At 43.3% G+C, this 19,571-nt stretch carries 18 protein-coding genes and 2 pseudogenes; 12 read left to right on the top strand and 8 right to left on the bottom strand.

What is annotated here, in order from left to right; genetic code table 11:
* Nucleotides 1-9 precede the first annotated feature (9 nt).
* The 4 genes from V7K84_RS08540 to V7K84_RS08525 all read right to left on the bottom strand — a co-directional run bounded on the left by V7K84_RS08540 (nt 10) and on the right by V7K84_RS08525 (nt 2,082).
* Nucleotides 10-624, bottom strand: a complete 615-nt coding sequence (locus V7K84_RS08540) for a pentapeptide repeat-containing protein (RefSeq protein ID WP_334837360.1) — start codon at nt 622-624, stop codon at nt 10-12.
* Between the two features lie 120 nt (nt 625-744).
* Complete coding sequence (locus V7K84_RS08535; protein WP_334837359.1) at nt 745-1,158, bottom strand: HNH endonuclease; 414 nt, start codon at nt 1,156-1,158, stop codon at nt 745-747.
* A 1-nt stretch (nt 1,159) separates the two neighbouring features.
* A complete protein-coding gene (locus V7K84_RS08530) occupies nt 1,160-1,540 on the bottom strand; it encodes a hypothetical protein (RefSeq protein WP_334837358.1) in 381 nt (126 codons plus the stop codon).
* A 191-nt stretch (nt 1,541-1,731) separates the two neighbouring features.
* Nucleotides 1,732-2,082 carry an ArsR/SmtB family transcription factor gene (locus V7K84_RS08525; protein ID WP_292812728.1) on the bottom strand — a complete coding sequence of 117 codons (351 nt, stop codon included), beginning with the start codon at nt 2,080-2,082 and terminating at the stop codon, nt 1,732-1,734.
* 80 nt (nt 2,083-2,162) lie between these two features.
* On the opposite strand from V7K84_RS08525, the gene trxA reads away from it, so the two are divergent.
* The 4 genes and pseudogenes from trxA to V7K84_RS08505 all read left to right on the top strand — a co-directional run.
* The gene (gene trxA, locus V7K84_RS08520; protein WP_012412473.1) at nt 2,163-2,486 is read left to right on the top strand and encodes a thioredoxin; all 324 of its coding nucleotides are present in this window, start codon (nt 2,163-2,165) and stop codon (nt 2,484-2,486) included.
* A 132-nt stretch (nt 2,487-2,618) separates the two neighbouring features.
* On the top strand, nt 2,619-3,413 hold the full coding sequence (locus tag V7K84_RS08515; protein ID WP_334837357.1) for an SDR family NAD(P)-dependent oxidoreductase: 795 nt from the start codon (nt 2,619-2,621) through the stop codon (nt 3,411-3,413).
* Nucleotides 3,414-3,618: 205 nt separating this feature from the next.
* Nucleotides 3,619-4,731 carry an alkene reductase gene (locus V7K84_RS08510; protein ID WP_334837356.1) on the top strand — a complete coding sequence of 371 codons (1,113 nt, stop codon included), beginning with the start codon at nt 3,619-3,621 and terminating at the stop codon, nt 4,729-4,731.
* Between the two features lie 177 nt (nt 4,732-4,908).
* A pseudogene (locus tag V7K84_RS08505) lies at nt 4,909-5,025 on the top strand (nitroreductase family protein); the annotation flags it as partial.
* On the opposite strand, the gene V7K84_RS08500 reads toward V7K84_RS08505, so the two are convergent.
* Nucleotides 5,013-5,213: a hypothetical protein gene (locus V7K84_RS08500; RefSeq protein ID WP_334837355.1), complete on the bottom strand. Its 201-nt coding sequence runs from the start codon at nt 5,211-5,213 to the stop codon at nt 5,013-5,015. The pseudogene V7K84_RS08505 and the gene V7K84_RS08500 sit on opposite strands and share 13 nt — an antisense overlap.
* Here V7K84_RS08500 and V7K84_RS08495 point away from each other — a divergent pair.
* Nucleotides 5,212-6,501 (top strand): MFS transporter, encoded by a 1,290-nt coding sequence (locus V7K84_RS08495; RefSeq protein ID WP_334837354.1) that lies wholly within the window; start codon nt 5,212-5,214, stop codon nt 6,499-6,501. The genes V7K84_RS08500 and V7K84_RS08495 overlap by 2 nt on opposite strands.
* A gap of 143 nt (nt 6,502-6,644) precedes the next feature.
* Nucleotides 6,645-7,532 carry an NAD(P)-dependent oxidoreductase gene (locus tag V7K84_RS08490; RefSeq protein ID WP_334837353.1) on the top strand — a complete coding sequence of 296 codons (888 nt, stop codon included), beginning with the start codon at nt 6,645-6,647 and terminating at the stop codon, nt 7,530-7,532.
* Nucleotides 7,533-7,644: 112 nt separating this feature from the next.
* On the opposite strand, the gene V7K84_RS08485 is transcribed toward V7K84_RS08490, so the two are convergent.
* On the bottom strand, nt 7,645-10,353 hold the full coding sequence (locus V7K84_RS08485; RefSeq protein ID WP_334837352.1) for a PAS domain S-box protein: 2,709 nt from the start codon (nt 10,351-10,353) through the stop codon (nt 7,645-7,647).
* A 267-nt stretch (nt 10,354-10,620) separates the two neighbouring features.
* Nucleotides 10,621-11,922: an adenylate/guanylate cyclase domain-containing protein gene (locus V7K84_RS08480; protein WP_334837351.1), complete on the bottom strand. Its 1,302-nt coding sequence runs from the start codon at nt 11,920-11,922 to the stop codon at nt 10,621-10,623.
* A gap of 132 nt (nt 11,923-12,054) precedes the next feature.
* Here V7K84_RS08480 and V7K84_RS08475 point away from each other — a divergent pair, with 132 nt between their 5' ends.
* From V7K84_RS08475 to V7K84_RS08460, 4 genes are read left to right on the top strand one after another with little or no spacing between them, the layout of a single operon-like run.
* Nucleotides 12,055-13,677 (top strand): DEAD/DEAH box helicase, encoded by a 1,623-nt coding sequence (locus tag V7K84_RS08475; RefSeq protein WP_334837350.1) that lies wholly within the window; start codon nt 12,055-12,057, stop codon nt 13,675-13,677.
* Nucleotides 13,580-14,794: a DUF790 family protein gene (locus tag V7K84_RS08470; RefSeq protein WP_334837349.1), complete on the top strand. Its 1,215-nt coding sequence runs from the start codon at nt 13,580-13,582 to the stop codon at nt 14,792-14,794. Before V7K84_RS08475 ends, V7K84_RS08470 begins: the two co-directional genes overlap by 98 nt.
* 15 nt (nt 14,795-14,809) lie before the next feature.
* Nucleotides 14,810-15,052: a hypothetical protein gene (locus V7K84_RS08465; protein WP_334837348.1), complete on the top strand. Its 243-nt coding sequence runs from the start codon at nt 14,810-14,812 to the stop codon at nt 15,050-15,052.
* Nucleotides 15,033-15,362: a type II toxin-antitoxin system VapC family toxin gene (locus tag V7K84_RS08460; RefSeq protein ID WP_334837347.1), complete on the top strand. Its 330-nt coding sequence runs from the start codon at nt 15,033-15,035 to the stop codon at nt 15,360-15,362. Before V7K84_RS08465 ends, V7K84_RS08460 begins: the two co-directional genes overlap by 20 nt.
* Nucleotides 15,363-15,730: 368 nt before the next feature.
* On the opposite strand, the gene V7K84_RS08455 is transcribed toward V7K84_RS08460, so the two are convergent.
* The gene (locus V7K84_RS08455; RefSeq protein WP_334837346.1) at nt 15,731-16,420 is read right to left on the bottom strand and encodes a PD-(D/E)XK nuclease family protein; all 690 of its coding nucleotides are present in this window, start codon (nt 16,418-16,420) and stop codon (nt 15,731-15,733) included.
* Nucleotides 16,421-16,836: 416 nt separating this feature from the next.
* On the opposite strand from V7K84_RS08455, the gene V7K84_RS08450 reads away from it, so the two are divergent.
* A complete protein-coding gene (locus V7K84_RS08450) occupies nt 16,837-17,259 on the top strand; it encodes a hypothetical protein (RefSeq protein ID WP_334837345.1) in 423 nt (140 codons plus the stop codon).
* Nucleotides 17,260-17,382: 123 nt separating this feature from the next.
* Nucleotides 17,383-19,532: pseudogene (locus V7K84_RS08435) on the top strand (tetratricopeptide repeat protein).
* Nucleotides 19,533-19,571 lie beyond the last annotated feature (39 nt).

Raw genomic sequence — 19,571 nt, 5'->3', positions numbered from 1 at the left:
TTGGTAGAATTAGGGATTTCTGTAGTATGGACCTTGGATGATCTCACCATCTGGAAACGAGGTTTCCAAGAACAGAGCGCCTCTGCTACTGGGGAAGAGCATTCCAGTTTGTTCCAAGGATGGAATACCCAATTTCTTGGCTCCACTGAAATCAGTATTGGTCAGGATAGTCCAATCCAAATTAATTCCAGCAAATTCAACATTAGTCAAATTAGCACTGTCCAAAACAGCCCCCGAAAAATCACCATTGGTCAGGTTAGCGCCATCCAAGGAGGAGCAAGCCAAATTAGCACATCTCATGTTAGCGCTGGTCAAGTTGGCATTAGACAAAATTGCTCCTCTCAAATCAACACCTCGCAAATTGGCGTAACTCAAATTGGCACGCATCAACCTAGCATCTTCAAGATTGGCACCGATCAGGTCAGCCTCTTCCAAGTTGGCATCCTCCAGAAAAATATATGCCAAATTAGCTTCTCTCAAACTAGCTCTAGCCAAATTCGCTCCCCTCAAGTTGGCTTCACTCAAATTAGCTCTAACCAAGTTAGCTCCTTCCAAGTCAACCCCACTAAAATCCCTTTCACCAGCAGCATATCGCTGGAGCAACTCCTCAGCAGTTATCCTCATCTATAGACCTCCGCAATAAATTCTGGAATGAACTATATTTGGATTTTAGTAACATTAACATCTCTTAAGTTTACTAAATTCCCTATTGCTCTAGGAGCAGAATTGGACTTGATCTTATATCTACGGGTACTGTCCTTGACTTATCAACACTTGTCGAGAAAGCACCCGATTGGGAACATTAAATTGAAGTAACCTTGCAGTCCCTTGACCAATCTGAGTTTTTCCTTCTATCCTGGCATTTTCAAGATAAAAATGTTCATCCCAAACCAGGCGACGCGGATTAAACAATGGGACAATTTCTTGAGTAAATTGGTCTATAGTAGCGAAATCAGAGCCTTTATGACGGTTACAGGATAAACATGAAAGTGCCAAATTCTCAGCAGTAGTTTCACCCCCATGTTTGACGGCAATAATATGGTCTACTTCATGGGTATAAATAGAAAAGTTTTGATGGATTCGGCAATATTCACAGCGTCCTGAAGTTCTCTGCGTCACTAACCTACGGAGTTCTACAGAAATCGAATTAGAAGTCATGTTAGCTGATTGCAGAATAAGCTCGTGCTTTTAATAAAATCATCAAATGTTCTAGCTGCTCGTAAACATCTAATTCTGCTAATTCCATTTGACTGAGTGTTGCAGAGCGATTTTTTTCTAGTAATTCTTGTAGGCGTGTTTGAGATTGAAATGAAACTTTAAAATTAATAATTTGTTCTGGTTTTGGTCCCTTAATTAAAAAATCAATAACTTCTTGATAAACTGCTGGAATATTTGTAGTCTCAGAGTTAACTTTTGGCTCAATGGTTATTGGTACATTAACAATGTCTAGTAATCGCCAAAGCAATTCGGGTAAGCGATTTTGCAGAGGTTCTAAACGTTCAGCTAGTTCATCGGGAATTTGAATGGTGAATTCTGCCATTGGTGCTTTTGTTGCTATTTTGCACTCTTAAGAATATGGACTATAGCAGTCCTAAATCATTTTTGAAAATTATATATCTCTTTCTTCTTTCTTTCCTTTGCGGTTCGTTTTAAAATTTCATATTTTTCACGAATCAAATAGGACTGCTATATATCATAATTGTAGCTTTCAAACCTCTCCATCCAATGCCCCTAAATCCTTGAAGCTATTTGTTTCGTACTAACAGGGCTAACAGGTAATGGTTGAGCAGCTTTCAATACCACATCCAACAACCCTGGAAACAGCACCTCTAAATCTTCACGCCGCAGGATGTTAATATGGTGTGTCCCTTCTTTGCGTGTCAAGACTATCCCCGACTCCCGCAAAATCTTAAAATGATTGGACATCGTAGACTTAGCGATCGCAAAATCAAACTTCGCACAGCATTGTTCCCCCTCAGTCGCCAACAGCCGCACAATCTCTAGCCGCACCGGATCGCCCAATGCATACAACACGCCCGGTAAAGAAATATTTTTTCTATCTGGATGATAAAGGAATCTCATAGTTGCATTATCTCATCAGGTGGCATATATTTTTATTATTCGATATTATCGAATTATAGAATTAATTAGGAAGGCAATTTATGTCATCCATTACAAACGTCACAGAAGCCACATTCAAGCAAGAAGTCTTGGAAAGTGAAATTCCGGTATTAGTGGACTTTTGGGCACCGTGGTGCGGCCCTTGCCGGATGGTGGGCCCAGTCGTCGATGAAGTTGCTGCTGAATACGAAGGACAGGTGAAATTTGTGAAGTTGAACACAGATCAAAATCCTACTGTCGCTAGCCACTATGGAATTCGCAGCATTCCGACGTTGATGGTTTTTAAAGGAGGTCGCCAGGTCGATACTGTCGTAGGGGCGGTTCCAAAAACTACCTTGAATAAGACCTTAGCACAGCATCTTTAATCTAGGTACTATTGTGAGATGCATTTAGTTTGCAGTCTTCTTTAGAGGGAGCCAGGAGTCTAAATACATAAGACTCCTGACTCCTGACTTCTGAATTCTGAATTCTGTTTCAACTAATGGGGAAAGAGCGAAATGGACTTGAAATTGCATGGTAAATCCGCCCTGGTCAGTGGCTCAACCGCAGGTATTGGTTTGGCGATCGCTCTTGGGCTAGCTCAAGAGGGTGCATCAGTGATTGTCAACGGTCGGTCTGAAGAACGAGTAGCTCAAGCGATCGCTAAAATTAAGCATTCTACACCCGACGCAAAAGTTTCTGGTGTTGTTGCTGACGCAGGTACTACATCAGGGGTAGAGAAACTCATTCAAGAGGTTCCTCACGTTGATATACTCATAAACAATCTGGGTATTTATGAGCCAAAAACCTTCTTTGATATTACTGATGAAGACTGGTTAAAGATATTTGAGGTTAACGTCCTCAGTGGAGTCCGTTTGAGTCGGCAATATCTGCAAAAGCAGCTAGAGCAAAACTGGGGGCGGATAATTTTTATCTCCAGCGAATCTGCTATTCAGATCCCAGTGGAAATGATTCACTACGGCACAACTAAGACGGCACAACTTGCCATTGCCAGAGGTCTAGCAGAAATGACTACCGGGACTGGAGTTACAGTAAACTCCGTCCTCCCAGGGCCAACACGTTCAGAAGGAGTTGAAGATTTTATCACCAACTTGGCACAGGAACGTGGTATTAGTCCAACAGAAGTTGAGGCTGAATTTTTTCAAAATGTGCGTCCAAGTTCCCTAATTAAACGCTTTGCAACGCCTGAAGAAGTAGCAGCGATCGTAGTTTACCTTTCTAGTCCCGTAGCATCAGCAACGAATGGTGCAGCTTTGCGGGTAGATGGTGGCGTTATTCGGTCGATTGTTTAGTATTTGAACCACAACCGCATAGTCTATTTATCTGAAATAGCTGTAATGCGCTGTACGCAAAATTGGGTATGAGGAAAACTCTTTCCTTATTTTCCCGATCTCGCAGATGCGGGGTTCCAAATTTTGAATACTTCTCCTGGCGGAGAGGCTACGCCAACGACAAGCTCAGTACAAGTTTTGAATTTTGAATTGGAGCGAAGCGACCGTGACTACTGATATCAACTTATTTTCTCCTTACCAATTAGGAAATCTGGAATTACCTAACCGGATAGTAATGGCACCCTTAACCCGAAACCGGGCAGGTGAGGGAAACGTACCACACCAACTGAATGCTACCTACTACGTCCAACGTGCTTCCGCCGGACTGATTATTTCTGAAGCAACACAGGTAACTCCTGAAGGACAGGGCTATCCCGCGACACCAGGAATTCATTCACCAGAACAGGTGGAGGGATGGAAGTTAGTAACCGATGCCGTACATCAGCACGGCGGCAGAATTTTTCTGCAACTATGGCACGTCGGCAGGATTTCTCACCCCGATTTACAACCGAATGGAGTTTTACCTGTAGCACCTTCTGCCATTACTCCTAAAGGTGATGCCTCAACTTATGAGGGGCCAAAACCTTTTGTTACTCCCCGTGCTTTAGAAACATCGGAAATACCGCAGATAGTCGAACAGTACCGTCAGGGAGCGGCAAATGCCCTAGCGGCTGGGTTTGATGGCGTGGAAATTCACGCGGCTAATGGTTATTTAATAGATCAGTTTTTGCGCGATCGCACCAATCAACGTACAGATAAATATGGAGGTTCTATTGAGAATCGTGCCCGATTCCTGTTGGAGGTGACAGAGGCGGTAACTAGTGTATGGGATTCTAACCGAGTTGGGGTACGTTTTTCTCCCAGTGGGACTTTTAACGATATAGGTGACTCCAATCCCCTGGAGACATTCGGTTATGCGGCTCAAGCGTTAAATCAGTTTAATTTGGCATATCTGCATATTTATGAGGCAACAGAGGCAGATATTAGACATGGTGGGATAATTGTACCCACCAGTCATATACGCGATCGCTTTACAGGTACACTCATCGTCAATGGTGGTTATACCCGTGAAAAAGGCGATGCAGTACTGGCAAATAAAGCAGCAGATTTAGTTGCCTTTGGCACATTATTTATATCAAACCCCGATTTACCCCGACGCTTGGCTTTGAATGCACCACTAAATGAACCAAATCAAGCAAGCTTTTACGGTGGTGATGAAAAGGGATATACAGACTATCCATTTTGGTCGCCTGCTAGTGAAGCAGTAGCTAATGCGTAATTCGTAATTCGTAATTCCTAATTTGTAATTCGTAATTGTCCCTTGCGAATAATTTTTGTTTTTGTTTCATGAATAAATTCGCTTGTATGCTAATTACGAATTATTTGGTCAAAATCCAACTATCAGGAGAATCTCATGAGTTCCATCATCCAAACCCAACCTTTAGATGTACCCAGTGCGATCGCTGTTGTAGTTCCCGTTGGCTATGCAGCCGAACCACGCTTAAATCCCGGTCGTTTGCCATTCTCCTCCAACGTCTCTGTGGATAGAATCGGTAATCCTTACGCAGGGTAGTTATCCCTAAATTGGGCATTGGACACAACAGGCAGAGGTGCGGAGGGAAAGGACTTACCGCTCCCCTGCTCCTCTGCTCCTCTGCTCCTCTGCTCCTCTGCTCCCCTGCTCCCCTGCTCCCCTGCTCCCCTGCTCCCCTGCTCCCCTGCTCCCCTGCTCCCCTGCTCCCCTGCCCCCTCCCCAACCATGTCCCTAGCCTCCTTCCTAGCGCGTCGCTCGTTCCACTATGGCTGGATAGTAGCTGGTTTAACATTCCTAGCCTTGCTGGTGGCAGCCGGAATCCGCTCTGCTCCTGGAGTTTTTATAGTGCCTCTCGAACAAGAGTTTGGCTGGAGTAGAGCAACTATATCTTTGGCAATTTCCATTAACTTAGTACTCTACGGACTAATTGGCCCTTTTGCTGCCACAGTTATGGAGCGAATCGGCATTCGTCGGATGATGGTATTCTCACTTGCCATCATTGCGCTGGGTGTCGGTTTAACCACTTTAATGTCAGCTTCCTGGCAACTAGTCTTGCTGTGGGGTGTAGTTGTCGGTTCTGGTAGCGGAGTTATTGCCCTAGTTTTAGGTGCTATTGTTGTCAATCGCTGGTTTTTGTCAAAGCGGGGTCTAGTTCTGGGCATCTTAACCGCCAGTACAGCCACGGGACAACTAGTGTTTCTGCCGATACTAGCCTCAATGGCCGATCGCTTTGGGTGGCGAACTGCGGCTCTGGCTCTGACTGGTGCAGCACTTCTAATTATTCCAGCGATCGCAGTCTTTATGCGCGATCGTCCGGGAGATGTCGGTTTGCGAGCCTTTGGCGACAACAGCGAAACTGTGGAAGTGTTACAACCTAGAGTCAATTCCATTGCTTCCACTCTTAACGCCCTCTGGCTGGGAATGCGTAATCGAGACTTCTGGCTATTATTTGGTAGCTTTTTTATCTGTGGCGCCAGCACAAATGGGTTAATTGGAACTCATCTAATTCCTGCTTGCATTGACCACGGTATTCCTGAAGTCAAGGCTGCGGGTCTTTTGGCAATCATGGGAATATTCGATTTTTTTGGTACTACTATGTCCGGTTGGCTATCTGACCGTTGGAACAATCGCTACTTATTGTGCTGGTACTACGGATTGCGGGGTTTATCTTTGATTTTCTTGCCCTTCAGTTTTAACTTTTCCTTCTACGGACTTTCCATTTTCGCCGTCTTCTATGGACTTGATTGGATTGCTACCGTACCACCGACAGTTCGTCTTGTTGCCAACATCTTCGGTAAAGAAAATGTCGGTGTGATGTTCGGTTGGATTGTCGCAGGACACCAGCTTGGTGCAGCCACGGCAGCATTCGGAGCCGGAGTGTTGAGAACTTGGACGGGTAGTTATTTACAAGCGTTTATTTTATCAGGTGTTCTCTGTTTAATTGCCGCAGTTTGTGTACTGCAAATTGGTCAAACTCCCACTAAGAGTAATTATTTTGTAGAGAAGAATTTGTAGAGTCTGTGTAAATCCTAATAACTTGCTTGTTAAGCTTATCCGTGGTTTGACATAATACGGTATCTACATTCACTTATCGTAGTTTATTGACGACTCAATTACCTGAATTAACTTGTCGCCACGAAATAAATATAAAACTTTCCATGCCTATCCAAACTATTGGTATTTTAAGTCCGGGTGATATGGGACAAGCGATCGCAGCTGTTCTCAATCAACATGGACTGAAAACTATTGCCGCCCTAAACGATCGCAGCGAACGAACTCGGCAATTAGCAGCAGCAGCCAACATTCAAGATGTGGGTTCTCTCACCCAACTGGTAATTGAATCTGATGTGGTGCTGTCAGTTCTAGTCCCCGCAGCGGCTACCCAAGCAGCGAAGCAAGTAGCTGAGACGATTAGCAATGTGGGTAAACCCATTCTCTACGTTGACTGTAATGCGATCGCACCCCAAAAAGTTATAAATATCGGTCAACTCATTGAATCAGTTGGGGGAACATTCGTAGATGCATCAATTATTGGCCCACCACCGCGAGTTCCCAATCGCACCCGGATTTACACTTCAGGAAAACAAGCAAATCAACTCTTACAACTGCGAGATCGTGGCTTGGATGTGCGGGTGATTGGTGAGGAAATTGGTCAGGCTTCTGGGTTGAAAATGTCTTACGCAGCTCTGACAAAAGGACTTACAGCAATCGGCACAGAATTACTAATTGCAGCCCATCGTTTAGGTTTGGACAAAGAATTATGGGATGAAGTATCTAATAGTCAAAAAGAACTTGCTAGCATTTTAACCCGTTCCATTCCAGCGATGACACCAAAAGCCCATCGTTGGGTAGGAGAAATGGAAGAGATTGCAGAAACCTTTAAAGAATTGGGTCTAACTGAGCGCATTTTTGACGGAGCAGCCGACGTTTACCGTTTGGTGAAAGACACCTCTTTGGGTAAAGAAACACCAGAAGAGTCTAATCGCGATCGCCCTTTGGATGAAATCATTACAATCCTTTCCGATGAGGCAATTTCCGACACCTAATCTTGAGTATTTTATCGATGGGGAGCAGAGGAGAAGTTGCAGTAACTTTTTCCCCTCCGCCCCTCCGCCCCTCTGCCCCTCTGCCCCTCCGCCTCTTGCCCCTGCCCCCATCCTAAATAGCTTTCATTGGCAGACTGACAACGAATGTCGCGCCCTGTCCAACTCCTGGACTTTCGGCCGAGACTGTGCCACCGTGTAATTCTACCAAGTGACGGACGATCGCTAACCCTAATCCTAATCCGCCATGCGATCGCGTGCTGGAACTGTCAGCTTGACGGAAGCGTTCAAATACATGGGGTAGGAATTCGGCAGCAATTCCCCCTCCCGTATCACTCACCCGAATTTGCACGTAAGATTCAATGCACTCTAATTGCACATCAACTCTGCCGCCCTTGGGTGTAAACTTGACGGCGTTGGAGAGCAAATTCCACACAACCTGTTGCAAGCGGTTGGCATCGCCTACAACTACCTCTAATTTGGGGTCGAATTTACACTTGATATTAATCTCTTTAGCTTGGGCTGCTGGGTAGACAGTATCGATTGCCGCCTCTACAAGCGATCCAAGTTCAACCCGATCCATACTTAAATGGAGTGTGCCTCTAATAATCCGTGACACATCGAGAACATCTTCAATTAGTTGTGTCAGGGATCTAGTATTACGTTCAATTGTCTCTAGTGCTCGGCCAGTAGTAGCTTGATCGAATTTGCGAGTTCTAAGTAGCTGTGTCCAACCTAGTATAGCGTTGAGTGGTGTACGGAGTTCGTGTGAAAGTGTAGCAAGAAACTCATCCTTCATCCGGTTGGCGGTTTCGGCATCGGCGCGTGCTGCTTGTTCGCGTTTGAGCAGTTGTTCGCGTTCTTGCTCTGCTTGCTTGCGATCGCTAATATCAATCATGAATCCATGTAGTAGCTGCGGCCCATTTTCATCCCGCACCACATTTACAATGTCATATAGCCAGACAACTCTGCCATCAGCAGCCAACATTCTGTATTCAAATTCGTAATTATTCAGTGATAGGGAAGATTCTTGGCAATACTGAATAGCCCACTCCCGATCTTCTGGATGCATATTTTTTGCCCAAAAATTATCGGTGTACCAGTCTGACAATGGATAGCCAAGAATCTCAACAGTTTGTGGTCCTACATAAGTAAAATTCCCAGTAGTGGCATTTACCTCCCAAGGAATCACGCGGACTTTTTCGGTAAGTGTTTTTAACCGTTTCTCGCTTTGTTTGAGAGCTGCTTCGGCTAACTTGTGAAGTGTAATATCTGTGATTAGAGCAACAAATCCTGCAACTTTTCTCTCCTGACTGAACTGGGGAATGTAAGTGACATTCACGTAATGGTTTGTGCCATCTTTATTAGGTAATTGAGTTTCGTAAGTTACTTCTTCTCCTGAGAGTACTGCTTCTACATAAGGAAGAATTGACTGATAAACTGACTCTCCTAAAATTTCTCTAATGTGTTTACCATAAATTTCGGAAGCAGAAACCCCAAACCAGTCTTCATATTCTTTATTATTAAAGCAATAACGCTGCTGACTATCAACATAAGAAATCTTGGCGGGCACAGCATTGGTAATTAGACGCAGTTCATCTTCTCGTTGACGGAGTGCTGCTTCCGCTCGTTTGTGTTCTGTAATGTCGCGTTGAGTTCCCCACGCTCTAACTAAAAAGCCATTTTCAACAATTCCCACCAGATTATTCAAAAAATATTTGGAATTACCTTGCTTATCTATTTCATGAGACTCGGCATCGATTAGTCGGTAGTTAGAACGGATAAAATTACGCAGGTAGGCAATATTATGTGGATCGGAGGCAACAAGAAAGTCTCCTAGTCTGACACCGAGAATTTCTTCGGCACGAGAACAGCCATACATCTGCGCCATAACATTGTTGCATTCTGCCAGGTAAACATATTGGTAAAAATGTTGAATTTGTTCATCTTCTGGACAATCTACTGAAATTGGTACTTCCAGTTCGATGCACCAAATACCTTCTGAACTATGCTCTAAAAAAGCGCGGTAGCGTTCTTCGCTTTTGGAAAGGGCGAGTTCTACTTGTTTGTGTTTACTTAAATCAATCACAAAAGAAATAATATCATCTTGGTTATTTTCTAACAAAGCAGAACCTAACAGGATGGGAACGTGGCTACGATCTTTGCGGATGTATTCGTTCTCAAAAGGCTGACACACACCTTTAGTTGTGAGTTCTGCGTAGGCGTAGCCCGCACTTCGACAAAGCTCTGTTACCACCGTAGGCATCACACTGTTGTTAGTTTCAATATATTCTGGTGGAATCATGTCGCGCCATCGAAGCCCTGCTAGTAAATCCTCCTGCGAATAACCTACCATTTGTAAAAAAGCATCATTAGCCTCTGCAATCGCCCCGTCCATATTGGCTACAATTACCCCAATGATGTTGGACTCTACCAACTTTTTAAACCTTGCTTTACTCACCTGTAGCTTCTGCAAACTCGTTTGAAGATGTTGTTTGGCAGTGCGTAACTCTAAGTTCAGCAAGTTAATAATTGTTGTCACCAGCACAAACAAGCCTAAGCCCAGTATGTTGTCTAGACTCGCAACCAAGAGCGAAAATACTGGTTCTAAGAAAAAGTAGCTGACGGCTAAAATAGACAAAGCAGTAGCCAATAATCCTGCTTCCATGCCCCCATACCAGGCACTAACCGCCACGGCAGCAAAAAACAGCAAGAAAATCGTTTGTTTCAGTAGTGGCTGTAGCAATAGTGTTAGTAGCAATACGCTACCAACAGCCAATAGTGCCACAGCATAAGGCGCTAGAAGGGAACGTGTTCCTTTCAATGTGGCTTCTCCTTTATGCAGCTAGCTAAAGGATTATTCCCAAAATCAGCTAGAAAATGCGTAGGCGTAGCCCTTCTCCTGTCGGAGACGCTGCGCGTAGCTTGCTTCTTTGAAGGAGTACGGCTGCGCTCAGGAACCACCCGTCATGGACATCGCTCAACACTAAATAATGCATCGGAAAAATACATACTAACTTTATGGGTACAATATTCTGGATTCTGAATTCTGTTAGCGCAGCGGGGCGCAGCCCATTCTGACTCCTATTTATTAAGTTTTTAAATTAATTCCCTTTAGTATATAAGTCATCATTTCACCTTTACCTTTCACTTTAATTAAACCTCGTTTCTCCAAGAAGTATGTATCCTTTAAAAGCTGATAACTTGCTTCACAAACCTGGATACTACCTGCAATACCATGTGATTCCATTCTACTAGCTATATTGACTGTATCTCCCCAGAGGTCGTAGGCAAACTTTTTCAGCCCAATCACCCCTGCTACTACTGGCCCTGTACTAATGCCAACACGAATGCTAAAGGATTGGTTATTTTCTTTATTAAAAGTAGCTACAGCATTTTGCATATCCAAAGCCATGTTAGCTATTGCTGGAGCATGATTATTAGATTGATTTGGCAACCCAGCAACAGCCATATATGCATCGCCAATGGTCTTAATTTTCTCTACCCCATGACGTTCTGCTAATTGGTCAAACAGACAGAATATTGTATTTAATAACTCGACTAATTCTGCCGGTGAGGTGTGAGATGAAAGCTCTGTAAAGCCAACAATATCAGCAAATAGCACCGTAACTTCCAGAAAGTTATCGGCAATAGTTGCCGGCTGTTGTTTTAATTGTTCTGCAATCATCTCTGGCAAAATATTTAGTAGCAGCCGTTCTGATTTGTGCTGCGCTAGTTCCATTGCCTTACGAGCGTAAAATTCTTTTTTGCGTAAGCGTTCGTATAAATAGACAGAAAAAACACAAATTATGCAAGTCCAAAAGAAATATAATCCTTGCTCAATATAAAAAGCTGACGGATTTTTCAAGATGGGGCTATATAAAATATATAAAGTTAAATAGCAAAGGATTGTTCCGATTTGAGATATTAAATGCATCCACCATTGGACTGGAATAATTGTAGCTTGAGTGAAAAACATCAAAGTCCAAATATTGTTTCTCGGTTCTAGATTATTGAACAGCAAAGCTATATCAATTTGGACAGAACAAGTTACAGACCAGCATAAACTCAAAAAAAGTAAATCAGGATAGCGGCGACCGATAGGAGTTTTGCATAAACCCCAACAAATAAGAATAAATAGTTCTACTACAAGCCCAATTTTAAAGGCGTATATCTTGCCTTCTAATTGTGAATTTACCCAAAGAAAAAAAGCAATTAAAGTCAAGCCAGCTATTAATATAATCTGCGCCTGCAATTGCAGCCGTTTCAGCAAAAAGGTCTGTCGCTGTTCTTTGTAAGATTCGGACAGGTTATTGTTGGTTTGCCGATAGGACATTCCGTGACTAATGAGCGCATCTAGTTGGGTTTTGTCGGAGTTAGTTGGATGAATCATGCACTTTTTGCGTTATTAGTAATCAAGGGAGTGGGAGGATGAAGGAGATAAGGGAGAAAAGGGAGATGAGAAAGAATAACTCCTAACTCCTAACTCCTAACTCCTAACCCCTAACTCAGCACTCTCAAATAAATGGCTCGTACCCCTACATTAAATTTTGATCGTGGCACATTAATTTTGCATCCACCACCACGTGGCAAAGGTTGGATGGATTATGCTACGTGGGATGATAGAGTTGAAAAATTCCGCATCCCAGCAATTAGATACCGATCGCTAGTAGAAGCACTACAAGCGGAAGATGTGAATTTTATCGATGAGGCCAAGCAATTTTATCCTGTAGATTTGGTTCCTACTCTAGAAATGGAACCCTATCCCCACCAAACTGAGGCGCTAGCGGCTTGGAAACTGGCGGGTAGGCAAGGGGTAGTTGTGCTTCCCACGGCGGCGGGAAAGACTTATTTAGCACAAATGGCGATGCAGTCAACGCCACGCACGACGTTGATTGTAGTGCCAACTTTGGATTTAATGCATCAGTGGTATGCACATTTAGTAGCAGCTTTCCCCGATGCTGAGGTGGGATTGTTGGGAGGTGGTTCGCGGGATAGAACGGCAATTTTAGTTGCAACTTACGATAGTGCCGCAATTCACGCCGAAACGTTGGGAAATCAATATGCGTTGATTGTTTTTGATGAATGTCATCATTTACCCACAGATTTTAATCGGGTAATTGCCGAATATGCGATCGCACCTTATCGCCTGGGACTGTCTGCGACACCGGAACGTACCGATGGTAAACACGCTGACTTAAATATCCTCATTGGACAAGAAGTATATCGCAAACGCGCTGAAGATTTGGCAGGGAAGGCGTTAGCAGAGCATGAAATTGTCCAAATTAAAGTAAAGTTATCGCAACTTGAACGGGAAAGATACAATCAGTTAATTCAAACCCGCAACGACTTTTTGAAGCAATCGAAAATTTCTTTGGGGAGTCTGCAAGGTTGGCAAATGTTCGTGCAAATGAGCGCGCGATCGCAATCTGGACGTAGGGCGATGTTAGCGCACCGAGAAGCGAAAGATATCGCTTTGGGTACTGATGGGAAGTTACGAATTCTGATTAATTTATTGGCAGAACATTATCCGGCACGAATTCTGATTTTTACTGCTGATAATGCGACGGTTTACCGCATTTCTCAAGAGTTGCTCATTCCAGCAATTACTCATCAAACTCCTGTGAAGGAACGGCATGAGATATTAACAAAGTTTCGAGAGGGTAAATATAATACTTTGGTTGCTTCTCATGTGTTGAATGAAGGTGTTGATGTCCCGGCGGCTTCTGTGGCGATTATTTTATCGGGTACGGGTTCGGCTAGGGAGTATACTCAGCGCTTGGGGAGGATTTTACGGAAGGGGAATATTGAGAATAAGCAGGCGATTTTGTATGAGGTGGTGGCGGAGGATACGAGTGAGGAAGGGACTTCGGCTAGGCGAAGAGGGGAGAGGAGAGCAGGGGAGGCAGGGGAAGCAGGGGGAGAAAAAGAGAGGAAGGGGAAGTTACAGGTTGTTTATGGGAGTGGAAAAGAGAAGAGTTTGAAGGCTGCGGAACAGTTAGAAATTAATTATTCAACCGGAAGTTCAAAATCTAAAATCCAGAATTCAGATGTTACCGACAGACTTACTGATGCATCGCCAAAACGGGGAGGAGATCATCCCGAAGAGACTGAAGATCGATCGGGGAACTTCGGAATTGGCGATTGAGTTAATTAATTATTTTCAATCAGCAGTGGGAAAGACTCAAGGTGTGCTTGAGCGACAACTGACTGATTTTGAAGGAGATTCTACAGATTATCGGGTGAAGCGAGGATTAGCTTATATTCTCAAAAGCAGTTTTTGCACTTTTGAGGTGGTTAGTCCTTTGGAACCACAAATGTTAAGAGAACGGGTGTTTTCTCTGGCGGCAAAATCGGTTTCTAGTCGAGAATCTACACAAGTTACTCTGAGTAAAATTGCTGATGAGTTAACTCAAGAACTTGAGCGGGAAGTTTTATTAGAACAGGTTCGGAATGGATTATACGCTGATTTATCTGAAAATAAGATTTTGACAGTGTTTGATGCACCAACAGCGCCAGATTTATTAAATAGATATAACTTATCTCAGGTGCAGGGTGTGTTTTATAAGGCCAGTCAACTGGTGTTAAATGCTCACCGGAATGTTCCGGGTGAATATAAGCTGTTATTTCGCTATCTAAAGTTGTTTCAATTGATGGCTTATATTGAAGGTGATGCTGACCACGGGTTTACAATTACGATTGATGGGCCGACGAGTTTGTTTAATCCTAGTACGCGATATGGGTTAGCGATCGCTAAACTGATTCCGGCTTTACTCCACGTTACTAAATGGAGTCTTTCGTCGATTCTCCAAAGCCGTGATGCCTATACAAATACTTGGAAAACTGGACGTTTCACTCTCAATTCTGAATGTGGTTTGGTATCTCACTATCCACCAGGAAAGCCCTACGATAGTATGTTAGAAGCATCCTTTGCTGATAAATGGGATGCGTTGAAAAGTGGTTGGGCGTTAGAGCGAGAAGTTGATTTGATCCCAATTCCCGGTAGTGTGATGATTCCCGATTTTCGCTTAGTTCATGCTGATGGCCGCACCTTTTTATTAGAAATTGTTGGTTATTGGCGGCCAGAATATTTACAAAAGAAGTTTTCTCAGGTGCGGCGGGCTGGACGTGATGACTTAATTTTAGCAATTTCCGAGCGACTTAATTTAGAAAAGGCGGGAGTAAAATTAAATGATGTCCCCGCCAGAATTGTTTGGTTTAAAGATAAGTTATTGCCGAAAGCTGTGTTAGCTGTAATGGATTGATTAAGGAGGAATGAGATGAAAAGTATAGAAACAATTGCCACAGTTACCAAAGATGGTAAGATTACAGCGCAGTTACCATTGGATATTCCAGAAGGAGAACATCAGGTGGTAATAGTAATTGACGAAAAGCTTTTGACTGAGAAAGCAGAGAGTAAGGAAAAACGTCCTCCTCTAAACTTTCCTGTAGATAATTATGGCCCTTGGCCTGAAAATCTTTCTTTAAGACGTGAGGATATGTATGGTGATTGGGGTCGCTAACTCTGTATTTCTGGACACGAACATTTTAGTGTATGCAAATGTGTCCGAATCTCCCTTTCACCAAACAGCACTACAAGCTATTGAAAATCTTTATGACGCAGGAATTGAATTATGGATTAGTCGTCAGGTGTTGCGGGAATTCTTAATGACTCTTAGTCGTCCACAAGCATTGATGAATCCCCGACCTGTTGCGATCGTAATTGAGCGTACCCGATTTTTTCAAGCTCAATTTCGAGTAGTTGATGAAACCGCTCAAGTGACAGAAAGACTTTTATCTCTAATGGAGCAAATTACTATTGGTGGTAAGTAAGTTCATGATGCAAATATTGTCGCCACGATGCTAGTTTATGGCATTCCTCAGTTACTCACTCACAACACAAGTGATTTTGCAAGATTTTCTGGGTTAATTAGTGTGTTGCCATTACAAGGTTAGAGGTTGTTTTAAAAGTGGTTGGTTGTAATTTTAAGTACTTCTAGATCCCCCCTAGCCCCCCTTTTTAAGGGGGGAACCGGAATCAAAGTCCCCCTTAGAAAGGGGGATTTAGGGGGATCTAGAACGTTTTACTACTGACAAGAGGACTTTTCAAACAACCTCTTAGATTGCTTGTTATTACTACTCGTGAAAATTTACTTCACATTAGGAAATGCAGTCTTTCGGTAATTGTGCAATCCTACTGATTAATCCCAAACGCTTCTGCGTTCCCAATATTCAGCAACTCTTTTTTCCCACTGTTCCCAGTAATCTTTAATGACTGCTGATTCAAACCAAAATACCTCTGCTGGCATTTCTGGAATCGCTACTACCAAGAGAGCGTGCTTTAGCTGAATGCCATAATCTCGATAATATTCGTTAGCTGCTCCTATGTACGCCGTAAGTTGCAGTGGATGTTCATATAAATGCTCAATTGAACCTTTGGGTTTGTCTGCTGTTTTCCACTCGCAAATACAGGGAATACCTTGATAGCTGGCAATACAATCAACTTTGCCAGAATAGCTCAAATTATGATGAAAAACTGAGCCTTCCACCAGTCTAACTGTGTCGATTTGTTCTAAAACTGGCCTGATACTCTCCCAATAAGGGCGACTCGCTTCGGGACAAACAGGGTTTTGTCCAAGAAGGTAGCGCTCAATTTGTTTGTGTGTTTGGGTTCCCCGCCGGCTAGCAGTTGTAGTAATGCGGGTAGCTTCTTCTGTACCAACACGCGCTTTCCAGTTTAATAATCTGTCTCTGTCTGCTTGTGATTTGGTGGCATTAAGTATTGTAGTCACGCTGGGAAAGCGATTTCCCTTGGCATCTACATAATATTGTTTACCATTTTCTCTTTTGGCTGTGGCATTAATGCGTGGTAGCAATTGGGTATCATGCATCAGTTGCTATGTTGATTTTGAGATTCCCTCAAGAAGGAAAGTGAATAAAACCCTATTTCATTGTAAGAAATGGGGCTGAGGATAGGGGTTTGTTAGAGTGCAAAATGTCACTTTTACCGCTTATTTTTTCAAATCATCCGCTACTTAAAATCTATTAAACTCAAGTCCGTAAGTCTAAGATATTGCGTCTGTTGCATTACCCGCCATAGGTTAGAAACCTATGGCTAATAGCTAAAGTCTTCTAAAGAAGACTAAGAAAGGGTTTTAGTCCACTTGAGTGGACTTGGGCTATTAGCCTTGCAATTAATTGCAAGGCGGGATGTGGGATTAATTGCTAAATATGTGTGATATATTTCCGAAATAGAGAGAACTGCATTTGTATCTCCCAGTGCGATGTCGTATTTTATTACTAAATTATGGAACCTGTAACATTAACAGCAGTTGCAACTGCGATCGCTACTATAGTTTTAACTAAAGCTCTAGAAAAAACTGGCGAAAAGCTTGGGGAAGCTGCATTAGACAAAAGTCGTGAGTTAATCGAACAGCTACATAATAAAAATAAGTTACCCTTGCTAGCGGATGCAACACAGCAGCCGTTAGATTATGGCAAAGCAGTGCTGGAGTTAAAAGCAGCAGCAGATGCAGATACCGAAATTGCTCAATCTGTGCGAGAAGTCGAAGCAGCCGCAAATGCCGATCCTCAAGTAGCGCCGAAAGTCCAGGCGTTAGCGAATGACCTAAACTCGCAACCAGCAGGCGTTATTAATTCTACAAAGTTAGCTGAATCTATTAAAAATGTTTTTCAGGGAAATACTTTCACTGGTACTAATATCTTCTGACTACAGTCGCCCGAACAGGAACGGGTAAAGTTAAATCCCTCTACTGAAACACCGCAAAATTTACCTCTGAGTGGAGTGGTGAAGTTTGTTGGACGTGACGCTGAATTGCAAAACCTGCATGAGATGTTGCAGGAAAATAATCAGGTGGTAATTGCTGCGATCGCTGGCATGGGTGGACTGGGTAAAACAGAACTGGCCTTACAATATGCAATGGCTCACCGTGAAAACTACAAGGGTGGAATTTGCTGGTTGCTGGCAAAGGCTGGAGATGTGGGAATTCAAGTTGTGCAGTTTGCCAGAACGCAGCTTGACTTAAACCCACCAGAGGATTTGGATTTACTCGCCCAAGTGCAATACTGCTTTCGGCTTTGGCACGAGGGTAATGTGCTGCTGTAGACGATGTTGGAGAATATCAACAAGTTAAGCCTTATTTACCTTCATCATCTTCTCGATTTAAAGTGTTGATTACCACGCGCCAACACTTAGGAGCATCTATAAAGGAATTATCTTTAGATGTATTGCAACCAAAAGCAGCGCTGGAGTTATTAAAGTCATTTTTTAAAGAAACACCACAGCGAATTGAGCAAGAATTGGCTGTTGCAAATCAGTTGTGTGAGTGGTTGGGATATTTGCCTTTGGGTTTGGAATTAGTCGGGCGATATTTGGCGCGAAAACAAGATTTATCTTTCACAGAAATGTTGCGGCGGTTGGATAAAAAGCGACTAGAACAACCCGCCTTTGATAAACCAGAAGCCGATATGACAGCACAACGAGGTGTGTTAGCAGCCTTTGAGTTGAGTTGGCAGGAATTAGAAGACAGCGATAAGCAGCTTGGCTGTTTGCTGAGTTTATTTGCCGCCGCACCTATATCTTGGAAGTTGGTGGAACAGTGTTTACCAGAGGAAGATGAGGAAGATTTAGAGGAAATTAGAGACGATAGCTTGCTGAATCTGCATTTACTCCAGCGCAAAGGTGAAGGAATCTATCAACTACATCCTCTACTGCGGGAGTTTTTTCAATATAAGCTTACAGATTTAGATAAGGGGGAGGAATTAAAGCGATCGCTTTGTCGGGTAATGGTAGCAGTTGCCAAAGATATTCCTGAATTCCCTACTCTTAAACAAATCAATAATGTTACTCCAACCATACCTCATTTAGCAGAAGTAGCAAAGAATCTCCTTCAATACGTCAACGATGAAGATTTAATTTGGGCTTTCATCGGTAATGCTCAATGTTATCAAGATCAGGGATTGTATAATCAAGCAGTATCTTGGTATGAACAGTCTCTAACAGTCACTAAAAAGCGCTTGGGAGAGTCAGATGTATCTGTTGCCCAAAGTCTGAACAATCTGGCAGAACTATACTACTTACAAGGAAGATATAGCGAAGCTGAACCCCTTTTATTGCAAGCATTAGAACTCAGGCGACATTTGCTGGGAAAGGAACATCTAGATGTTGCACTTAGCCTCAGTAACTTAGCACAACTCTACAACTCCCAAGGAAGATATGGCGAAGCCGAACCCCTGCACCTACAAGCTTTGGAATTAAAACGATCCTTGCTGGGAGAGTCACATATATCTGTTGCCCATAGTCTCAATAACCTGGCGGGACTCTACAATTACCAAGGAAGATACAGCGAAGCCGAACCTCTGTACCTGCAAGCTTTGGAATTAAAGCGATGCTTGCTGGGAGAGTCACATCCAGATTTTGCCCATAGTCTCCACAACCTAGCGTTACTGTACTACTTACAAAGGAGATATAGCGAAGCCGAATCCCTGAATCTGCAAGTATTAGAACTAAGGCGACGCTTACTGGGAGAAGAACATCCAGATTTTGCCTATAGCCTCAACACCCTGGCGGCACTCTATTGTGACCAAGGCAGATACAGCGAAGCCGAACCCTTAAACCTGCAAGCATTGGAACTAAGGCGACGCTTACTGGGAGAAGAACATCCAGATGTTGCAGTTAGCCTTAACAACTTAGCAAAACTCTACAATTGCCAAGGAAGATACAGCGAAGCCGAACCCCTGCACCTGCAAGTATTAGAACTAAGGCGATGCCTACTGGGAGAGGAACATCCACATGTTGCGGTTAGCCTCAACAACTTAGCCGCACTCTATCGTGACCAAGGCAGATACAGCGAAGCTGAACCCTTGTACCTGCAAGCTTTGGATATTTTTGAGCGACGGTTAGGGGTGAATCATCCAAATACTGTTACTGTTCGTGGAGGTTTAGCAAATCTGCGCGATCGCCTCCCCCCAAATCCAGAATAAGCTAGTTTTGTACAAAGCATACTATCCTAAAACTTGAAA

This window comes from Nostoc sp. (assembly GCF_036917315.1).
In the GTDB taxonomy this organism is placed as follows: Bacteria; Cyanobacteriota; Cyanobacteriia; order Cyanobacteriales; family Nostocaceae; genus Nostoc.
Note: the sequence above shows the minus strand (reverse complement) of the source record. Positions and strands in the feature narration are given on the sequence as shown.